The sequence below is a fragment of the Streptomyces sp. NPDC005574 genome, assembly GCF_040605435.1.
Taxonomy (GTDB): Bacteria; Actinomycetota; Actinomycetes; order Streptomycetales; family Streptomycetaceae; genus Streptomyces.
The window spans coordinates 1-13,686 of record NZ_JBEXCW010000074.1 but is presented as its reverse complement, the minus strand read 5'-3'; the positions used below and the strand labels follow the sequence as shown (position 1 = coordinate 13,686).

The following is a 13,686-nucleotide window of genomic DNA, read 5'->3' as shown; positions in this document are numbered from 1 at the left end:
ACGGCGTAACGGCCCCATTCAGGTTGCGTTCATGCTCGGAGTGCGATCGTGCGGATCATGACCGCAGAACCTGTCCTCGACGAACGCCCCCTCACCCCCGCACGGCAACTGGCGAACAAGGTGCCGGAGGTGACCGTCTATTTCTGGATCATCAAGGTGCTGACCACCGGCATGGGCGAGACGGCGTCGGACCTCCTGGCCCGCAGGCTCGGCCCGATCCCGGCGGTGGCGCTCGGTGGCCTCGCCCTCGTGGCATCCCTGGCCGTGCAGTTCGCGCTCCGCCGGTACGTCGCCTGGGCCTACTGGACAGCCGTCGTCATGGTCAGCGTTTTCGGCACCATGGCCGCCGATGTCCTGCACGTCGGCCTCGGCGTGCCGTACGCCGTCTCGACCCCGGCGTTCCTCGTCGTCCTGGCCGCGGTCTTCGCCCTCTGGTACGCGAGCGAGCAGACCCTCTCCATCCACACGATCAGGACCCGGCGCCGCGAGGCGTTCTACTGGGCGGCCGTCCTGGCCACCTTCGCCCTCGGCACCGCCACGGGCGATCTCACCGCCACCGTCGGCTTCGGCTACCTGGGATCGGTCGCCCTATTCGCAGCCGCCATCTGCGTACCCGCCCTGGCCCACCGCTTCGGGGCCCTCGGCGCGGTGACCGCCTTCTGGGCCGCCTATGTCATCACCCGCCCCCTCGGAGCCTCCCTCGCCGACTGGATGGCCCTCCCCCACACCCGCGGCGGCCTCGCCCTCGGCCTGGCACCGGTCACCCTCGCCTGGACGGTGGCGATCATCGGATTCGTCGGCTACCTGGCCGTGTCACAGCGCGACAGGGGCGCGCACGCGGCGGGATGAGCTAAGAGGTTGCGCGGATAGGCGGCTGCTGGGACCGATGGACGCGAACAGGCACAGGTTCCACGATCATGGAGGCGTAACTCTCTGTGACCATCGAAGGGCTTGTGCCTGCGCTGCCATCATGGCGTTGGCGTTTGGACGACGAGGCTTTTCGGCCTCTGGGATCAAACCGCGCAGCATGCCGAAGAGCTGACCTTCGTCACGCCGCTGAGGCTGCTGCTTGCAGGGCAGCCGCCGCCCCGTGCGAGAGTGGGTCACCGTGCCCGAAGACCGCCGTGTCGACCTCCAGCTTGGCAAGCCGGTGCAGCGACTCGACGGCCCGGGCGCGGTCGGTGTTGAAGACACCCAGCATGGTCCGGCCGACGTTGGCGACTGCATCCCCGGCGAACAGCGCCCTCGACCCGGGCAAGTGGAGCGCGATCGACCCGTCCGTGTGCCCGGGCACCGCGACCACCACCGCCCCGCCGCCGAACTCCAGCACGTCGCCGTCCTCCACCTCCCGATCCACCCGGCACGGCGGGGCCGGCGGCAGCGGCGGAAGGGCCTCCCGGATCGCCACCTCAAATTCCTCCAGTACTGGCGGCGCCCCGGCCTCCTCGCCCCGGATCACCGGCGCCTCCAGCCGATGAGCCACCACCTCCGCACCGTGCCGGGCGGCGAGTTCGGCGGCCGAGCCCGTATGGTCCTCGTGCCAATGCGTCAGCACGATCCGCCGCAGCTCGCCGTCCAGAACTTCCTCGATCTTCGCCGCGCAGTCCACCGTCCCGGTGTCGATCAGGGTCAGCTCGCCGTCGTCCCGCCACAGATAGGCCGCCCCCACCGGGAAGCGGAGCATGCGCAGCCTCGGCAGTACCTCGATTACATCCATGCCCCCAGCCTGCACAGCTGCCCTGGCGGGCGTGTCTTCGTTCGCTGACGGCTCACCAGGTGTGCGCGTGATCACACGAGACAACGCGCTTGCTTCGCACGGCCGAGGTAGAACGCCCGGTGGTGATCCAGTCTCTGGCCCCACAAGATCCTGCGCACCGAGGGTTGGTCATGGGCGGCGGTGCGGGCGTTCGTCCCAGCGGTGGGCCGTCCATGCCTGGCGGATCAGGCTACGTACGGTGATGATGGCGTCGGCGAGGTCGAAGAAGGCGTCGATGACGGTGGCCCGGCGCTCGTAGCAGTGGGCGAGGCGGTGGAAGGCGTTCTGCCAGGCGTGGGTGCGCTCCACGTGCCACCTCTGGCTTGCCTGGATCGGCGCTTTCTCGCCTTTGTGTGCGATCCGGCCGTGCAGGCCGCGTTCGTCGAACAGTGTGCGAGTCTTGTTGGAGTCGTAGCCGGCGTCCAGGTGGACGGTGATGTCGTCGGGTAACGGTCCGAGGTCGTCCAGGCGGTCCAGGGTCGGAGAGAGCAGCGGGGAGTCGTGGCGGTTGGCTCCGGCCAGGACGCGGCCCAGCGGAATGCCGTAACCGTCCGTCATTCCGGAGCGTTTCAGGCCCTGTTTGCCGCGGTCGACCGAGGACCGCCCGGCGACCTCGCCGCCGCCGGGGGCTTTGGTGATCGAGCCGTCGACGGCGATCTGGTCGAGGACGAGGCCGACGATGCGGTCGTAGGAGTCCAGGGCGATCTGCTTGAGCCTGGCGAAGACGCCGAGCCACATCCACTCGTTGCGGCGGTTGCCGGATCGTGGTGGCCGAGCAGGTCGTGTCGGCGATCGCCTCGTAGGAGCAGCCGAAGCGCAGGAGTTGCAGCATCTTGTCGAAGACGATGCGGTCGCTGACGCGTGGGCGGTGGCAGCCCAGCGGATGGTCGGGGTGGTACTCCGGTCGTTCGGGCAGCAGGGCCGCGAATTGGCCCCAGAGCGGTTCGGTCAGCCATGATGGCAGCACAGGCACAGGTCTCCCCAGTGATCACAGAGCGTCGCAACTCCATGATCGCCAGGACCTGTGCCTGTCTTGCTGTCGGGACCAGCACCGCGCCTATCTGCGCGACCTCTAAGCCCGCGCAAGGTGTCGGCCCGGCGTGCTCTGCTGCGGGACACGGGGCGGTCAAAGCCATCGGCACCGGCTTCGACCGCCCCGACGGGCTTCGCTGAGAGGGGGTGGACGGTCAGCCCATGTCCGTCAGGAGGGCGCTCAGTTCCTTCTCCTGCTGCGCGGGCGGCATCGGCGGGTTCGAGTGGTCGATGCCGAAGGTCCCCAGCACCTTGTCCATCTGCGCGTCGATGGAGGTCCACCCGGTCTCGTCCAGCGGCTCCAGCGAGGCCTGGTCGGCATCCCACAGGTCACGCAGCGACTGTGCGGCCGCGTGCGCACCGTTCGCGTTCCCCGAGCGTGCGTCCTTGAGCGAGGTGGAGGCGAGAGCCTTCAGGGCGGCGACCTTGGCGGGCGGGAACTTCTTCACCGCCTCACCAGGGGCCATCTGGACCGCGGAGGTGTTGTCCTCCTCCGGTGCCGGGCCGGTGTGCGGCTGGCCGTGGGCCCAGATCAGCAGGCCTGCGGTGGCGACGGCAAGCAGCGCGAAGCCGGCCAGGCCGACGCGTTCCTTTCGCAGGTCGCCGGTGGCGTGGACGGCGTGGGCCGCGTCGTAGGTCTCGGTCACGTCCGAGCGCGTCACCGTGAGGTAGACCACGGTGGCCAGGATCAGGCCGAGGAAGATCAGACTGGTGGTGAAGGTGCCCAGCGCGAGGCCGGTCGGCTCGCCCGGCTGGGCGACCTTCGGGGAGGCGAGCCAGTCGCCGATGTTCGCGCCCAGCGGGCGGGTCAGGATGTAGGCGAACCAGAAGGACAGCACCGGGTTCGCGCCGAACTTCCACAGCAGCGTGATCGCGGCGATGAGGCCGAGCGGCAGCAGCACCGAGGCGCCCGGGCTCCAACCGGTGAGCTCGAGGGTCCAGTCGCCGGTCGCGGTGCCGAGCGCGAAGGTGACGAGAACGGCGAGCCAGTAGAACGACTCGCGCGGCAGCGTGGTGACCGAGTGGATCGACAGCGTCCGCTCGCGCAGCCACCACACGCCGAAGACCACCGCGAGCAGCACCGAGAAGACCGCGGAGCTGATCCACAGCGGCACGTTGAGCTGGTCGGTGAGGATGTCGGTGTACAGGGTTCCCGTGACGCTGACAACGACCACGGTCAGCCAGTAGGGGAACGGGACGTACCGCTTCAGCCGCAGCTGGACGGCCAGGACCACCACGAACACCCCGGTGAAGATCCAGGCCGTGTTCACCAGGCCGACGCCCAGCTTCATGTTGATCCAGTCGGCGAAGCTCTCACCCACAGTGGTGCACAGGATCTTGATCACCCAGAACCAGATGGTGACCTCGGGGACCTTGTTGAGCATGAGGCGCCCGCTGCGCGTGCGCGCTTCCGCTGTCGTTGTCATGCGGCCAGGTTCACGCGGGGAACCTGCAAGCAACCTGACTACGTGATCGCACGCACGGCCGGGAGCGTCACCTCGACATGCCCGCGGCCGTCCGCGATCGCACGGACCTCCACACCGGCCGAGGCGGCGATGCGCCGGACCACCGGCAGCCCCAGCCCATATCCGTCGCCGCCGGTCACACCCGCCTCGAAGACCCGCTCGACGTCCGCGGGATCGAACCCCGGGCCGTCGTCCAGGACATCGACCACGACGGCCGCACCCTGGTTGCGCGCGGTGATCCACACACGCGTCTGCGCATGCCGCAGGCCGTTCTCGAGCAGGGGAGACAGCAGCGACACGGCGACGTCGGGTGCCACGGCCACCTCGATCTTCGCGGGAAAGGCGACCTCGACCGCGCGATCGCCGATCGCCTGCCGCGCGGCGGAGCGCAGATCGCACCGGGTCCCCTGGTCCGTGCGGGCGCGTGCGGCGCGCAGGATCGTCGTGATCGCCGCGTCGAGGCGGTCGACCTCGCTCAGTACCGCCTCCGGCGGCACCGGGTCGCCGGACAGCTGAGCCAGCTGCGCCTCGCCCCGCAGGACCGTGAGCGGTGTCCGCAGTTCGTGGGCGATCTCGTCGGTGAGCCGGCGTTCGTCCGCCAACGCGTTGTCGACGCGCTCCAGGAGGCGGTCCAGGGTCTGTCCCAGTTCCCCGAACTCGTCGCGGGGGACGCCGAGGTCGAAGCGGCGCCCGGGTTCGTGATGGCCCCAGTCGTCGGCGAGGGCGGCCATTTCGTGCACGACCCGCAGCGCGCGGTGCACCACGAGATGCGCGACACCGCCGGCGAGGACGATCGTGAGGCCGCCCAGGATCAGCGACAAGGTCAGACTGCGCTGCTCGGACGTCTCATAAGGCGTGAGGTCCACCCGGACGACCACCATCACGTGGTGGCCGTCGACGGGGACCTGCCGCGCGTACAGGAGGGAGTCACCGACGGTCGCGGTCTGCGAGCGCCCCGAGTCCACCAGCTCCTCGACCCGCCCGACCATGCTCGCCGGTACGTTACCGTCGACCAGGCGGCCGTCGGCATACACCCAGGCGACCTCGTCCAGCGCCTCGCTGCCGTTCTCCGTGAGTACGACGCGGCCGCCCTTGGCGGTGACGTTCGCCGCGACCGCCTCGGCGCGCGTACGGGCCAGATCGTGCGCGTCGGCGTCCGTCACCCTGCTCAGCAGCACGTGCGAGACGACGACCAGGATGGCGACCACGGCGGTGGCGATCAGGACGGTGAGCGCGACGACGCTTCTGCGGAATCCCGTCACTGCCATCGGTAACCCACACCGCGGACCGTCGCCAGACGCCCGGCCACGCCCAGCGGACCGAGCTTCGTCCGCAGCCGGCGCACATAGGAATCGAGGGTGTTGTCGCTGACGTGCGCCCCGTGCGGCCAGCCGGCGGCGACGAGGGCATGGCGGCGCACCGCGTCGCCATGCGAGGCGATCAGGCGGCCCAGCAGACGGAACTCGGTCGGGGTCAGGCTCATGCTCGCCGCATCGTAGGTCACCATGTGCTTCGCCGGATCGAGGACGACCTCGTGCGATGCGGGCGCCACGGTGGCCCGGCGCAGCAGCGCCCGGACGCGGACCAGCAGTTCCGGGATGTCGAAAGGTTTGGTCATGTAGTCGTCGGCACCCGCCTCGAAGCCGCCCACCTTGTGATGCAGACCGTCCAGGGCGGTGAGCATCAGCACCGGCACGTCGACGCCGCGAGCCCTCAGGGCCAGGCAGACATCGCGGCCGTCGGCGTCCGGCAGCCCGAGGTCCAGGACGACCAGCTGGGGCGCCGGTGCGAGCTGCCGCAGCAGACTGTCTGCCGTGGCGGCGACGGAAACGGTGTGACCGTCGTGCTCCAGGGCACGCCTGAGGATGCCGCGGACCGCCGCGTCGTCTTCGCACACCAGGATGAAAGCCACGTGCCGACCCTAGATTCTCGCATCTCAATACTCCATCCTCCCCGGCCGGGTACACACCGGGGCCCGGCCGGCCGAGGCCAGCTCGACTGCACAGTCCCCCAGGTCGCCGACGATCTGGCGCACGCCGCGTCCGTCGGCGTCAGCCGCAAACTCACGGTGGTCAGGGACAGATTCCGGGTCACCGTCGTCGGTCACTGGCTGGTCGGCCTGCTCACCGGCCGCGCCGCCACCGTTGTCCTCCTGCTGCGCCGCTTCAACCGGGGTGTGGGCCGCCCGAACGCCGAAGCCGCCCCGCCACCAGGTGAAGGGCGCCGCTCATGCTTGCAGCAGGGTGCGCCCGAGCCAGTCGGAGGAGTTGCGGGCACCGGGCAGGGCATAGAAGTAGCCGCCGCCGGTGGGGGAGATGTAGTCGACGAGGGGTTCGTCGATCAGGCGGGTCTGGGTGGCTTCGAACTGCCGTTTGACGTCCTGCTGGTAGCAGCAGAAGACCAGCCCCATGTCGAGGTTGCCTACGTTGTCGACTCCGCGGTCGTAGTTGTAACCGCGGCGCAGGATGCGGGAGGTGTCGGTGGCGGCGGTGCGCGGGTTGGCCAGCCGGATGTGGGCGTCCAGCGGGATCGCGTTGCCCTTGGGGTCCTTGGCGTACTGGGGGATGTCGGTCTCCTCGGCGCCGTCCAGCGGGGCGCCGGTGTCCTTGCGGCGGCCGAACATCAGCTCCTGCTCGCTGAGCGACACCCGGTCCCAGAACTCCACCAGCATCCGGATGATGCGGATCACCTGGTAGCTGCCGCCCCTCGCCCAGGCGGGCTCGCCCTGGCCGTCGCCGACCCAGATCACGCGGCTGGTCTCACGGGTGGAGGTGACGACCGGGTTGGCGATGCCGTCCTTGAAGCCGAGCAGGTTGCGCGGGGCGCCGGTCGGACGCGGGGTGTTCTGGAACCCGTCGATGCGCCACTTGATCTGCATGGCGCCGCGGGTGTGCTTGGCGATGTCGCGCAGCGCGTGCAGCACGGTGTCCTGGCGGTTGCCGCAGATCTGCAGGGAGAGGTCGCGTGGCACTCGGCGGAGTCGAGGTTGTCGTTGGGGAAGGTCCTCATCGGCGTGAGGTGGGCCGGCTTGGCCTTGGCTAGGCCGTAGCGTTCGTCGAAGAGGGAGGCGCCGACGCCGACGGTGACGGTGAGCGCGTCGGCGGGGACGGTCGGGCCGAGGATGCCGTTGTCGGAGGGCGGGGGCGCCGACGCCCAGGTCGGCGGGGGTACCGCCCGCGGTGAGGAAACGCGCCCGCTCCGTGATCGTCCTGAACAGGCCGGCCAGTTCCGCGCGGGACGGCGCGATGACGTCGAAGGAGACGAATGTGGCCGCCGTCGGAGTGGGGGTGAGGATGCCCGCCTGGTGGGCGCCGTGAAAGGGCACCTTGGCCGCGTTCGTGGTGTCCGCGGCCTGCGCCCGGGGCGCGTCGGCCTGGCTGAGGGCGAATCCTCCGCCCGCCAGGACCGCGCCGGCGGCTCCGGCGCCGAGCGCCGACCTCACGAAGGCGCGGCGGCCGTGACCGGCGGGGCAGCCGCCCGGCGGGGCGGGCGTTTCGGCGGACGGCATCGGGTGGTTCCCTTCCATGGATGCGGACGCTGGTACGGGGTGCTCGGCGGTCATCAGGCGGCCTTCCTGATCTCCAGGAGGGCCGGGACGGGCGACAGGTCCTCGAGAAGGTGTCCGGTGGCTCCGTTGATCCGGGCTCGGGTAGTGGCGTCCAGGTGGTCCACGGGGGTCCAGGCGGTGCCGTGCCGCGCGACGTCGAGGAGCGTCTGCAGACGGGCGATGTCCGCGTCGACGGTCGGCAGCAGCTCGGGTGCGCGAGTGGTCAGCAGCGGCCTGAGTACGGTGAGCAGCTCGCGGGTGCCGGCTGACGGTCTCCAGGACGCGCACACGGGGACCGCTGGTATCGACGGTCGTGGCGACGGCAGCCGCACGGCTCAACAGCTCGTCGTCCGCCTGGTGCTGCAAATGCCGGTCCATCACGGTGTTGAACACGACGGTGAGGACGGTCATCAGGAGCGCGGCGGTGGTCAGCGCCACGAGCGAGAGCCGGCCACGCAGCGTGTGAGGAGCCAGGCCACGCAGGAGACGGTTCATGACAGCCGGTGCCCGATCCCGCGTGACGTCTGGAGGCTCAGGCCGCTGCCCGCCTCGCGCAGCTTGCGCCGAAGGCGGCTGAGGTACTGGTCCAACGTGTTGTCGCTGACCTGTGCGCCGTCCGGCCATGCCGCCCTGACCAGGTCCCGGCGGCGGACGATGCCGCCGCCCGCGGCCACGAGCGTGGCCAGCAGACGGAACTCCGTCGGGGACAGGTCGACGTCGACTTCGCCGACCCTCGTGCTGTGCCTGGTCGCGTCAAGGACCAGGTCTTTTGCCGTGGCGACGACCGAGGGCGTGGCGCGCTTGAGTGTGGCACGCAGCCGGGCGACGAGTTCGGCGAGATGGAACGGCTTGGGCAGGTAGTCGTCGGCCCCGGCGGAGAACCCGGCCAGCCGGTCGGTGAGGTGCTGACGGGCCGTCAGGAAGATGATCGGGGCGACGAACCCGTTGGCGCGCATCGCCTGGCACACGTCCAGGACGACTGCGGCGATGCCGTCTGTGGCCAGCCGAAGAGCGGTGGCGCCGTCAGCGGCGAGCACTGGCTCGAAGTCCTCGTCGGCCAGGCCGCGGCGCAGCACGTCACGAAGGGCGTGATCGTCCTCGACGACCAGAATCTTGTGGCGCATGGTCCTCCGTCGGATCTTCGGCCGTATGGGTCGTGCCTGAGACGAATGATGTGGGCAGCCACCGGGCCACCACCCACAAGCACATTCCGAGCCACCCGGTGGCGAACAGCCAGCCACCGACGACGTCTGCGGGCCAGTGCACCCCGAGGTAGACGCGGGTCAGCCCGACCGACGCGCCCCAGCCGCCGGTGATCAGGACGAGGGGAACCCTGCCGCGCGGCCCTCGCACACAGACGGCGATGACGAGCAGTCCCGCGGCGAGGGCCGCCGTGGTGGCGTGACCGGAGGGGAACGCCCATCCGGAGGCATGCGTGTCCCACTCCGTCCGGGACGGCCGGGACCTGGCGACGAGTTCCATCACCCCGTACCGAAGGGCCTGGCCCACGGCCAGGCAGACCAGACAGAGCGCGACGGCGAGCGCGCGCTGCCTGAGGGCGCGCCCCGCGATGATTCCGGCCAGCACCGCCAGCGCGTAGGGGACGACACCCGTCCCGGTGGCGGTCACTCCGCGGGCGAACGCCACCGCCGCGGCCGGCCGGTGGCCGACGGACCACGACAGGAGGTCGGCGTCCGCGAACAGCGGTATGCCGTCGTGACCCACCACGACCATGGTCAGTACACCGAACGCCGTCCACGCACCGAGGCTGCAACTGCCGGCCAGGTCGGCGACGTCGCCGCGCTTCACGACACCACCAGCAGCGGCCGCAGGCGGGTGGCGGTGAGCCGCAGGGCCGCGGCCTCCGCACGCCCTCGCAGGGCGGACATGACCAGTAGCGCGACCAGGGCGCCCACCACGACCCCTGCCAGCACGTCGTGGGGATAGTGCACGCCGACCCAGACCCGAGAGGCGGCCATCGCGCAGGCGGCCACCACCGCGACCGCGCCGAGCCGGCGGGAGACGAACAGCACGGCGACGGCGGCCGCGGCGGCGATCGCCGCATGGTTGCTGGGGAAGGACCAGTCGCCGGGCGCCGGACACGCCTCCAGCGGGGTCACGTGCAGGCTCTGGCAGGGCCGGTCCTCGCGCACCAGCAGCTTCAGGGCCGCGTCCACCCCGTACGCCACGACGACGACCAGGGGCACGGCAAGCGCCGTCACCGACGCCGTGGCGCCCACCCGCCGGGCCCGCCACCAGCCGACGCCCATGAGGACCGCGAACAGGGCGAGCCCGTACGTCGACCACGCCGACACCGTGTCGTCCAGCCACGCGGGAGCGTGCCGGGCGAGGTCCACCACGTCGGTGTAGGCCGAGCCGTCGACCGCCGAGCCATTGCGAGCGAGGATCATCCGCGGGCCTCCTTGGCCTTCGCCGCACGGCGCGAGCGGTACACCTCGGAGGCAACCGGAATCAGCGACACGGCGACGATCACCGCGACGATCGGCAGCAGATAGCGGTCCACGTTCGGCACGGAGGAGCCCAGCGCGTATCCGGCCAGGGTGAGGCCCAGGCTCCACAGCAGCCCGCCGGTCACCTGCCACACGGTGAACGTGCGCACCGGCACCCCCAGGGCGCCCGCCATCGGGTTCAGCACCGTACGCACCACGGGAACGAACCGGGCCAGCACGATCGCCTTCGCATACCCGTACCGCTCGAGCAACTCTTCCGCGCGTTTCGCGCCCTCCCGCAGGCGGGCCGAGCGGCTGCGGGCGAGCAGGGCGCCGCCCGCTCTTCGGCCCAGGAGATAGCCGCATTGTGAGCCCGCGAGCGCGCCCACCGCCGCGGCGATCAGTAGCGGGGCGAGCGACAGTTTCAGGCCGCGGTCGTCGGCGCCGGTGCACAGCAGACCGGCCGTGAACAGCAGTGAGTCGCCCGGCAGGAAGAAACCGATCAGCAGGCCGGTCTCGGCGAACAGCACGACACCCACGCCCAGCACACCGAACGCGGCCAGCAGTGACCGGGCATCCAACACATTGACGGCGAGCTGCGACGAGAGGTGCATGGCTGTCGTCATCGTCGGGAGACCCTTCATCGCGTTCTGGACCGTCGGATGCGGCAGAACGGCGGCGTCCGACAACTGACTACAATCATGTAGACGGTCTACTGCACTGTAGACGATGACGGAATAAGGAACGTTCCCATGGCCGATGCCGATGCGAGGGACGAGAGGCGGCCGGCCGGCGAGCTCGAAGCCGCCGTCATGGCGGCGCTGTGGGCGGCCGGGGCCCCGCTCACGCCAGGACGAGTGCAGACCGAACTCGGCTCCGGTCTGGCCCGGACGACGGTGGCGACGATACTGACACGTCTGCACGAGAAGGGCGTCCTCAGCCGCGAGCGGGAGGGGCGCGGCTACGCCTACTTCCCCGTCCAGGACGCTCCCGGACTGACCGCCCGCCGCATGCACACCGAGCTCGACCGGGACACAGACCGGGAGACGGTCCTGGCCCGCTTCGTCGCCCAGCTCGACCCCGGCGACGAACAGCTCCTGCGGCGGCTCTTGGAGGGGGACGAGTGATGACCGCCCTGCTCCTCGTATCGCTGATCCTGCCCTTCCTCGCACCCACACTGGCCCGCCGGACCCTCCACCGTCTCGTCCCCGCCACCGTGCCGTGGGTCCTCACCGTCTCGACCCTGGCACTGGCAGGAACCTGCGTCGCCGCAACCCCCGCGGCACCCGCGCGCCGCGACGCGTTCCTCATGGTGGTCTGTGCGGTTCTGTCCGTCGCCGCCGGAACCGCCGGTGTCGTCGACGTCCACCGCGGGGTCGAGATCGCCCAGGGCGAGAACGGCCCGTGACCACTTCGCCTCCTGCGGCCGACCGCGCTGTGCTCACCCCCCCACCCGCCGCCTGGCCACTCTCAGGCGAGTGCCGGTTCGAATAGTTGCAGCAGGTCGCCGGTGGCGGCGTGCGCTACCGCCGGCATGTGCTGCGCCGGTACTCGCTGACCTGGGAGAAACCCGCCCGCTGACCCCGACAGTGACGGCGGTTTTCCCCATCTTGGGCGGTTTGAACGTCATGTGATTCTATATGGCGGTTCCTCCTGATTGGCCATGGGTAGCGCGGAGTCCGGGACCGAGGGACCTGGTCGCCGCGGAGCTGTCCGCGTTCCTCGCCCCGCGCTTCGGCAGGCCGATGGGCAGCCCGGATGGCAAGGAGAACGTTCGTCGTGGTCGACATCACCGAGATCTACGTCCACTGGTACGCGGGCCGCTCGAAGAGCGCACTGGCCGCGTCGCTGGGATTGGACCGCAAGACGGTCAGGAAGTACCTGGCCCCGGCGGAGGCATCCGGGATCATCCCGGGCGGCCCGCCGATGAGCGAGGCCGACTGGGCCGGGCTGATCGAGGGCTGGTTCCCCGGGCCTCGTCGACCGGAGACTGCGGCAGGTCACCTGGTCCGACATCGACGAACACCGCGACTACATCAAGGAGTTGTTGGGAACGGTGACGGTCTCCACGATCCACCAGCGGCTGAGGGACGAGCACAAACTGAAGGTGTCGGTCTCCTCGTTCCGCCGCTGGGTGCACGCCACACTGCCCGACGAGGTGAGCCGCTCGCAGGTCACCGTCCTGCGCGACGAGATCGAGCCGGGCGAGGAGGCCCAGATCGACTACGGCTTCCTGGGCCAGTGGACCAACCCCCGCACCGGCAAACGGCACCGCGTCTGGGCGTTCGTGATGGTGCTGCCCTGGTACGGCCCGACGTGCTCATCCTCGACGACTTCGCCATGCGCCAGCTCTCCGCGGCCCACGCCGACGACCTCTACGAACTGGTCAGCGAGCGGCAGGGACGGTCTCTGATCATCACCAGCAACAGGGCGCCCAGCGACTGGTATCCCCTCTTCCCCAACCCTGTCGTCGCCGAGTCACTCCTCGACCGACTGATCAACGCCAGCCACCAGGTCATCGTGAACGGCCCCAGCTACCGGCCCAACAAGCGGCCGAAGGGCCCCACCGACCCGACCGACCCGAAGCGATAGCCGACCGCCAAGCCCTGCGGGCCGGCCCGTCCCGGCCCGCGGTGACATGATCCTCTCCGGCTTATGCACGAACCGGAGAGAGGATCATGCTGCACCTGCTGTCACTGCACTACACGGCACCGGAACAGGCTACGGAGCCCTTCGTCCCCGGCCACGTCGCCTACCTGGAACGACACCACCAGGACGGCACTTTCCTGGTCTCCGGCCAGACCGTCCCCACGTCGATCGGCGGAGTGATCATCGCCCACGGCGTCGACCGCTCCACGATCGAGCAGATCACCTCGCAGGACCCCTTCGTCGTCAACAACGTCGCGGAGTACACCATCACCACGATCACTCCCGGACGGGTGCACCCTGCCTTGAGCTCAGTGCTGACCCCGGGCTGTTGACGATCGCCGGTCCTCGCCACTCGGCCCCCTCCCGTCCTCGATGAACAGTGCACCCCGGACGGGAGGGTGGGGAATTACGTGACCACGCCCCTGGGGAATTACGCCGTCGTCGACAGTGCGTCGGCATGTGCTCGCGGACCCATGCGTCGAGGTTCTGCCCGGCGGTTGTGGGCTCGTACGCGGCCTCGTGCAGGCGCCGGCCGCGGACGGCAGCGCCGGGCGGAGCAGGGTAGAGCGGCTCCTGTAGGGCGAGCTGCCACTCCGCCACCGCCTCCTTGTACCGCTCGTGGGCGGACTGCTTCTTCATTACGCAGGTCCACTCCCAGCAGGGCCACCGACCGCACCGCACCCGTTCACCAAGGCGTCCGGGGCTGAGGCGGTGGTAGCGCAGCGCCCCCTTCAGCTCGACCAGAGCGGCCCCGGGCGGGACGGCCTGGACCACCGGGGAGACATC

General features: G+C 70.2%; 15 protein-coding genes and 2 pseudogenes. 6 read left to right on the top strand and 11 right to left on the bottom strand.

Annotated elements, in window-relative coordinates; genetic code table 11:
- Window positions 1–57 precede the first annotated feature (57 nt).
- The gene (locus ABZT03_RS32540; RefSeq protein ID WP_356046083.1) at window positions 58–849 is read left to right on the top strand and encodes a hypothetical protein; all 792 of its coding nucleotides are present in this window, start codon (window positions 58–60) and stop codon (window positions 847–849) included.
- A 199-nt stretch (window positions 850–1,048) separates the two neighbouring features.
- On the opposite strand, the gene ABZT03_RS32535 is transcribed toward ABZT03_RS32540, so the two are convergent.
- The 11 genes and pseudogenes from ABZT03_RS32535 to ABZT03_RS32485 form a co-directional block, all read right to left on the bottom strand.
- Entirely contained in the window at window positions 1,049–1,717 is a 669-nt protein-coding gene (locus tag ABZT03_RS32535; protein WP_356046081.1) for an MBL fold metallo-hydrolase, read from the bottom strand.
- A 168-nt stretch (window positions 1,718–1,885) separates the two neighbouring features.
- Window positions 1,886–2,729: pseudogene (locus ABZT03_RS32530) on the bottom strand (IS5 family transposase).
- A gap of 214 nt (window positions 2,730–2,943) precedes the next feature.
- Window positions 2,944–4,215 (bottom strand): hypothetical protein, encoded by a 1,272-nt coding sequence (locus ABZT03_RS32525; RefSeq protein WP_356046080.1) that lies wholly within the window; start codon window positions 4,213–4,215, stop codon window positions 2,944–2,946.
- Between the two features lie 38 nt (window positions 4,216–4,253).
- Window positions 4,254–5,522 carry a HAMP domain-containing sensor histidine kinase gene (locus ABZT03_RS32520; RefSeq protein WP_356046078.1) on the bottom strand — a complete coding sequence of 423 codons (1,269 nt, stop codon included), beginning with the start codon at window positions 5,520–5,522 and terminating at the stop codon, window positions 4,254–4,256.
- Window positions 5,513–6,166 carry a response regulator transcription factor gene (locus ABZT03_RS32515; protein WP_356046076.1) on the bottom strand — a complete coding sequence of 218 codons (654 nt, stop codon included), beginning with the start codon at window positions 6,164–6,166 and terminating at the stop codon, window positions 5,513–5,515. Before ABZT03_RS32515 ends, ABZT03_RS32520 begins: the two co-directional genes overlap by 10 nt.
- 315 nt (window positions 6,167–6,481) lie before the next feature.
- A pseudogene (gene efeB, locus ABZT03_RS32510) lies at window positions 6,482–7,762 on the bottom strand (iron uptake transporter deferrochelatase/peroxidase subunit).
- A 53-nt stretch (window positions 7,763–7,815) separates the two neighbouring features.
- The gene (locus ABZT03_RS32505; RefSeq protein WP_356046074.1) at window positions 7,816–8,091 is read right to left on the bottom strand and encodes a hypothetical protein; all 276 of its coding nucleotides are present in this window, start codon (window positions 8,089–8,091) and stop codon (window positions 7,816–7,818) included.
- A 201-nt stretch (window positions 8,092–8,292) separates the two neighbouring features.
- Entirely contained in the window at window positions 8,293–8,925 is a 633-nt protein-coding gene (locus ABZT03_RS32500) for a response regulator transcription factor (RefSeq protein ID WP_356046073.1), read from the bottom strand.
- Window positions 8,879–9,610 (bottom strand): phosphatase PAP2 family protein, encoded by a 732-nt coding sequence (locus ABZT03_RS32495; RefSeq protein ID WP_356046071.1) that lies wholly within the window; start codon window positions 9,608–9,610, stop codon window positions 8,879–8,881. Before ABZT03_RS32495 ends, ABZT03_RS32500 begins: the two co-directional genes overlap by 47 nt.
- Entirely contained in the window at window positions 9,607–10,212 is a 606-nt protein-coding gene (locus ABZT03_RS32490) for a phosphatase PAP2 family protein (protein WP_356046069.1), read from the bottom strand. Before ABZT03_RS32490 ends, ABZT03_RS32495 begins: the two co-directional genes overlap by 4 nt.
- The gene (locus ABZT03_RS32485) at window positions 10,209–10,877 is read right to left on the bottom strand and encodes a DedA family protein (RefSeq protein WP_356046067.1); all 669 of its coding nucleotides are present in this window, start codon (window positions 10,875–10,877) and stop codon (window positions 10,209–10,211) included. The genes ABZT03_RS32490 and ABZT03_RS32485 overlap by 4 nt, the downstream gene beginning before the upstream one ends.
- 126 nt (window positions 10,878–11,003) lie before the next feature.
- On the opposite strand from ABZT03_RS32485, the gene ABZT03_RS32480 reads away from it, so the two are divergent.
- From ABZT03_RS32480 to ABZT03_RS32460, 5 genes are all read left to right on the top strand, one after another.
- Window positions 11,004–11,378, top strand: a complete 375-nt coding sequence (locus tag ABZT03_RS32480) for a BlaI/MecI/CopY family transcriptional regulator (protein ID WP_356046065.1) — start codon at window positions 11,004–11,006, stop codon at window positions 11,376–11,378.
- The gene (locus tag ABZT03_RS32475; protein ID WP_356046063.1) at window positions 11,378–11,659 is read left to right on the top strand and encodes a hypothetical protein; all 282 of its coding nucleotides are present in this window, start codon (window positions 11,378–11,380) and stop codon (window positions 11,657–11,659) included. The genes ABZT03_RS32480 and ABZT03_RS32475 overlap by 1 nt, the downstream gene beginning before the upstream one ends.
- 648 nt (window positions 11,660–12,307) lie before the next feature.
- Complete coding sequence (locus tag ABZT03_RS32470) at window positions 12,308–12,664, top strand: hypothetical protein (protein WP_356046062.1); 357 nt, start codon at window positions 12,308–12,310, stop codon at window positions 12,662–12,664.
- Window positions 12,592–12,843 carry an ATP-binding protein gene (locus tag ABZT03_RS32465; RefSeq protein WP_356046060.1) on the top strand — a complete coding sequence of 84 codons (252 nt, stop codon included), beginning with the start codon at window positions 12,592–12,594 and terminating at the stop codon, window positions 12,841–12,843. The genes ABZT03_RS32470 and ABZT03_RS32465 overlap by 73 nt, the downstream gene beginning before the upstream one ends.
- A gap of 86 nt (window positions 12,844–12,929) precedes the next feature.
- A complete protein-coding gene (locus tag ABZT03_RS32460) occupies window positions 12,930–13,232 on the top strand; it encodes a YciI family protein (protein ID WP_356046058.1) in 303 nt (100 codons plus the stop codon).
- The last annotated feature ends 454 nt before the right edge of the window (window positions 13,233–13,686 follow it).

Bases quoted from the DNA above. Each gene is read 5' to 3' on its own strand.
- ABZT03_RS32520 (WP_356046078.1), bottom strand. From the start codon at position 5,522: ATGGCAGTGACGGGATTCCGCAGAAGCGTCGTCGCGCTCACCGTCCTG.
- ABZT03_RS32525 (WP_356046080.1), bottom strand. From the start codon at position 4,215: ATGACAACGACAGCGGAAGCGCGCACGCGCAGCGGGCGCCTCATGCTC.
- ABZT03_RS32480 (WP_356046065.1), top strand. From the start codon at position 11,004: ATGGCCGATGCCGATGCGAGGGACGAGAGGCGGCCGGCCGGCGAGCTC.
- ABZT03_RS32535 (WP_356046081.1), bottom strand. From the start codon at position 1,717: ATGGATGTAATCGAGGTACTGCCGAGGCTGCGCATGCTCCGCTTCCCG.
- ABZT03_RS32490 (WP_356046069.1), bottom strand. From the start codon at position 10,212: ATGATCCTCGCTCGCAATGGCTCGGCGGTCGACGGCTCGGCCTACACC.
- ABZT03_RS32465 (WP_356046060.1), top strand. From the start codon at position 12,592: ATGCGCCAGCTCTCCGCGGCCCACGCCGACGACCTCTACGAACTGGTC.
- ABZT03_RS32475 (WP_356046063.1), top strand. From the start codon at position 11,378: ATGACCGCCCTGCTCCTCGTATCGCTGATCCTGCCCTTCCTCGCACCC.
- ABZT03_RS32500 (WP_356046073.1), bottom strand. From the start codon at position 8,925: ATGCGCCACAAGATTCTGGTCGTCGAGGACGATCACGCCCTTCGTGAC.
- ABZT03_RS32485 (WP_356046067.1), bottom strand. From the start codon at position 10,877: ATGACGACAGCCATGCACCTCTCGTCGCAGCTCGCCGTCAATGTGTTG.
- ABZT03_RS32460 (WP_356046058.1), top strand. From the start codon at position 12,930: ATGCTGCACCTGCTGTCACTGCACTACACGGCACCGGAACAGGCTACG.
- ABZT03_RS32540 (WP_356046083.1), top strand. From the start codon at position 58: ATGACCGCAGAACCTGTCCTCGACGAACGCCCCCTCACCCCCGCACGG.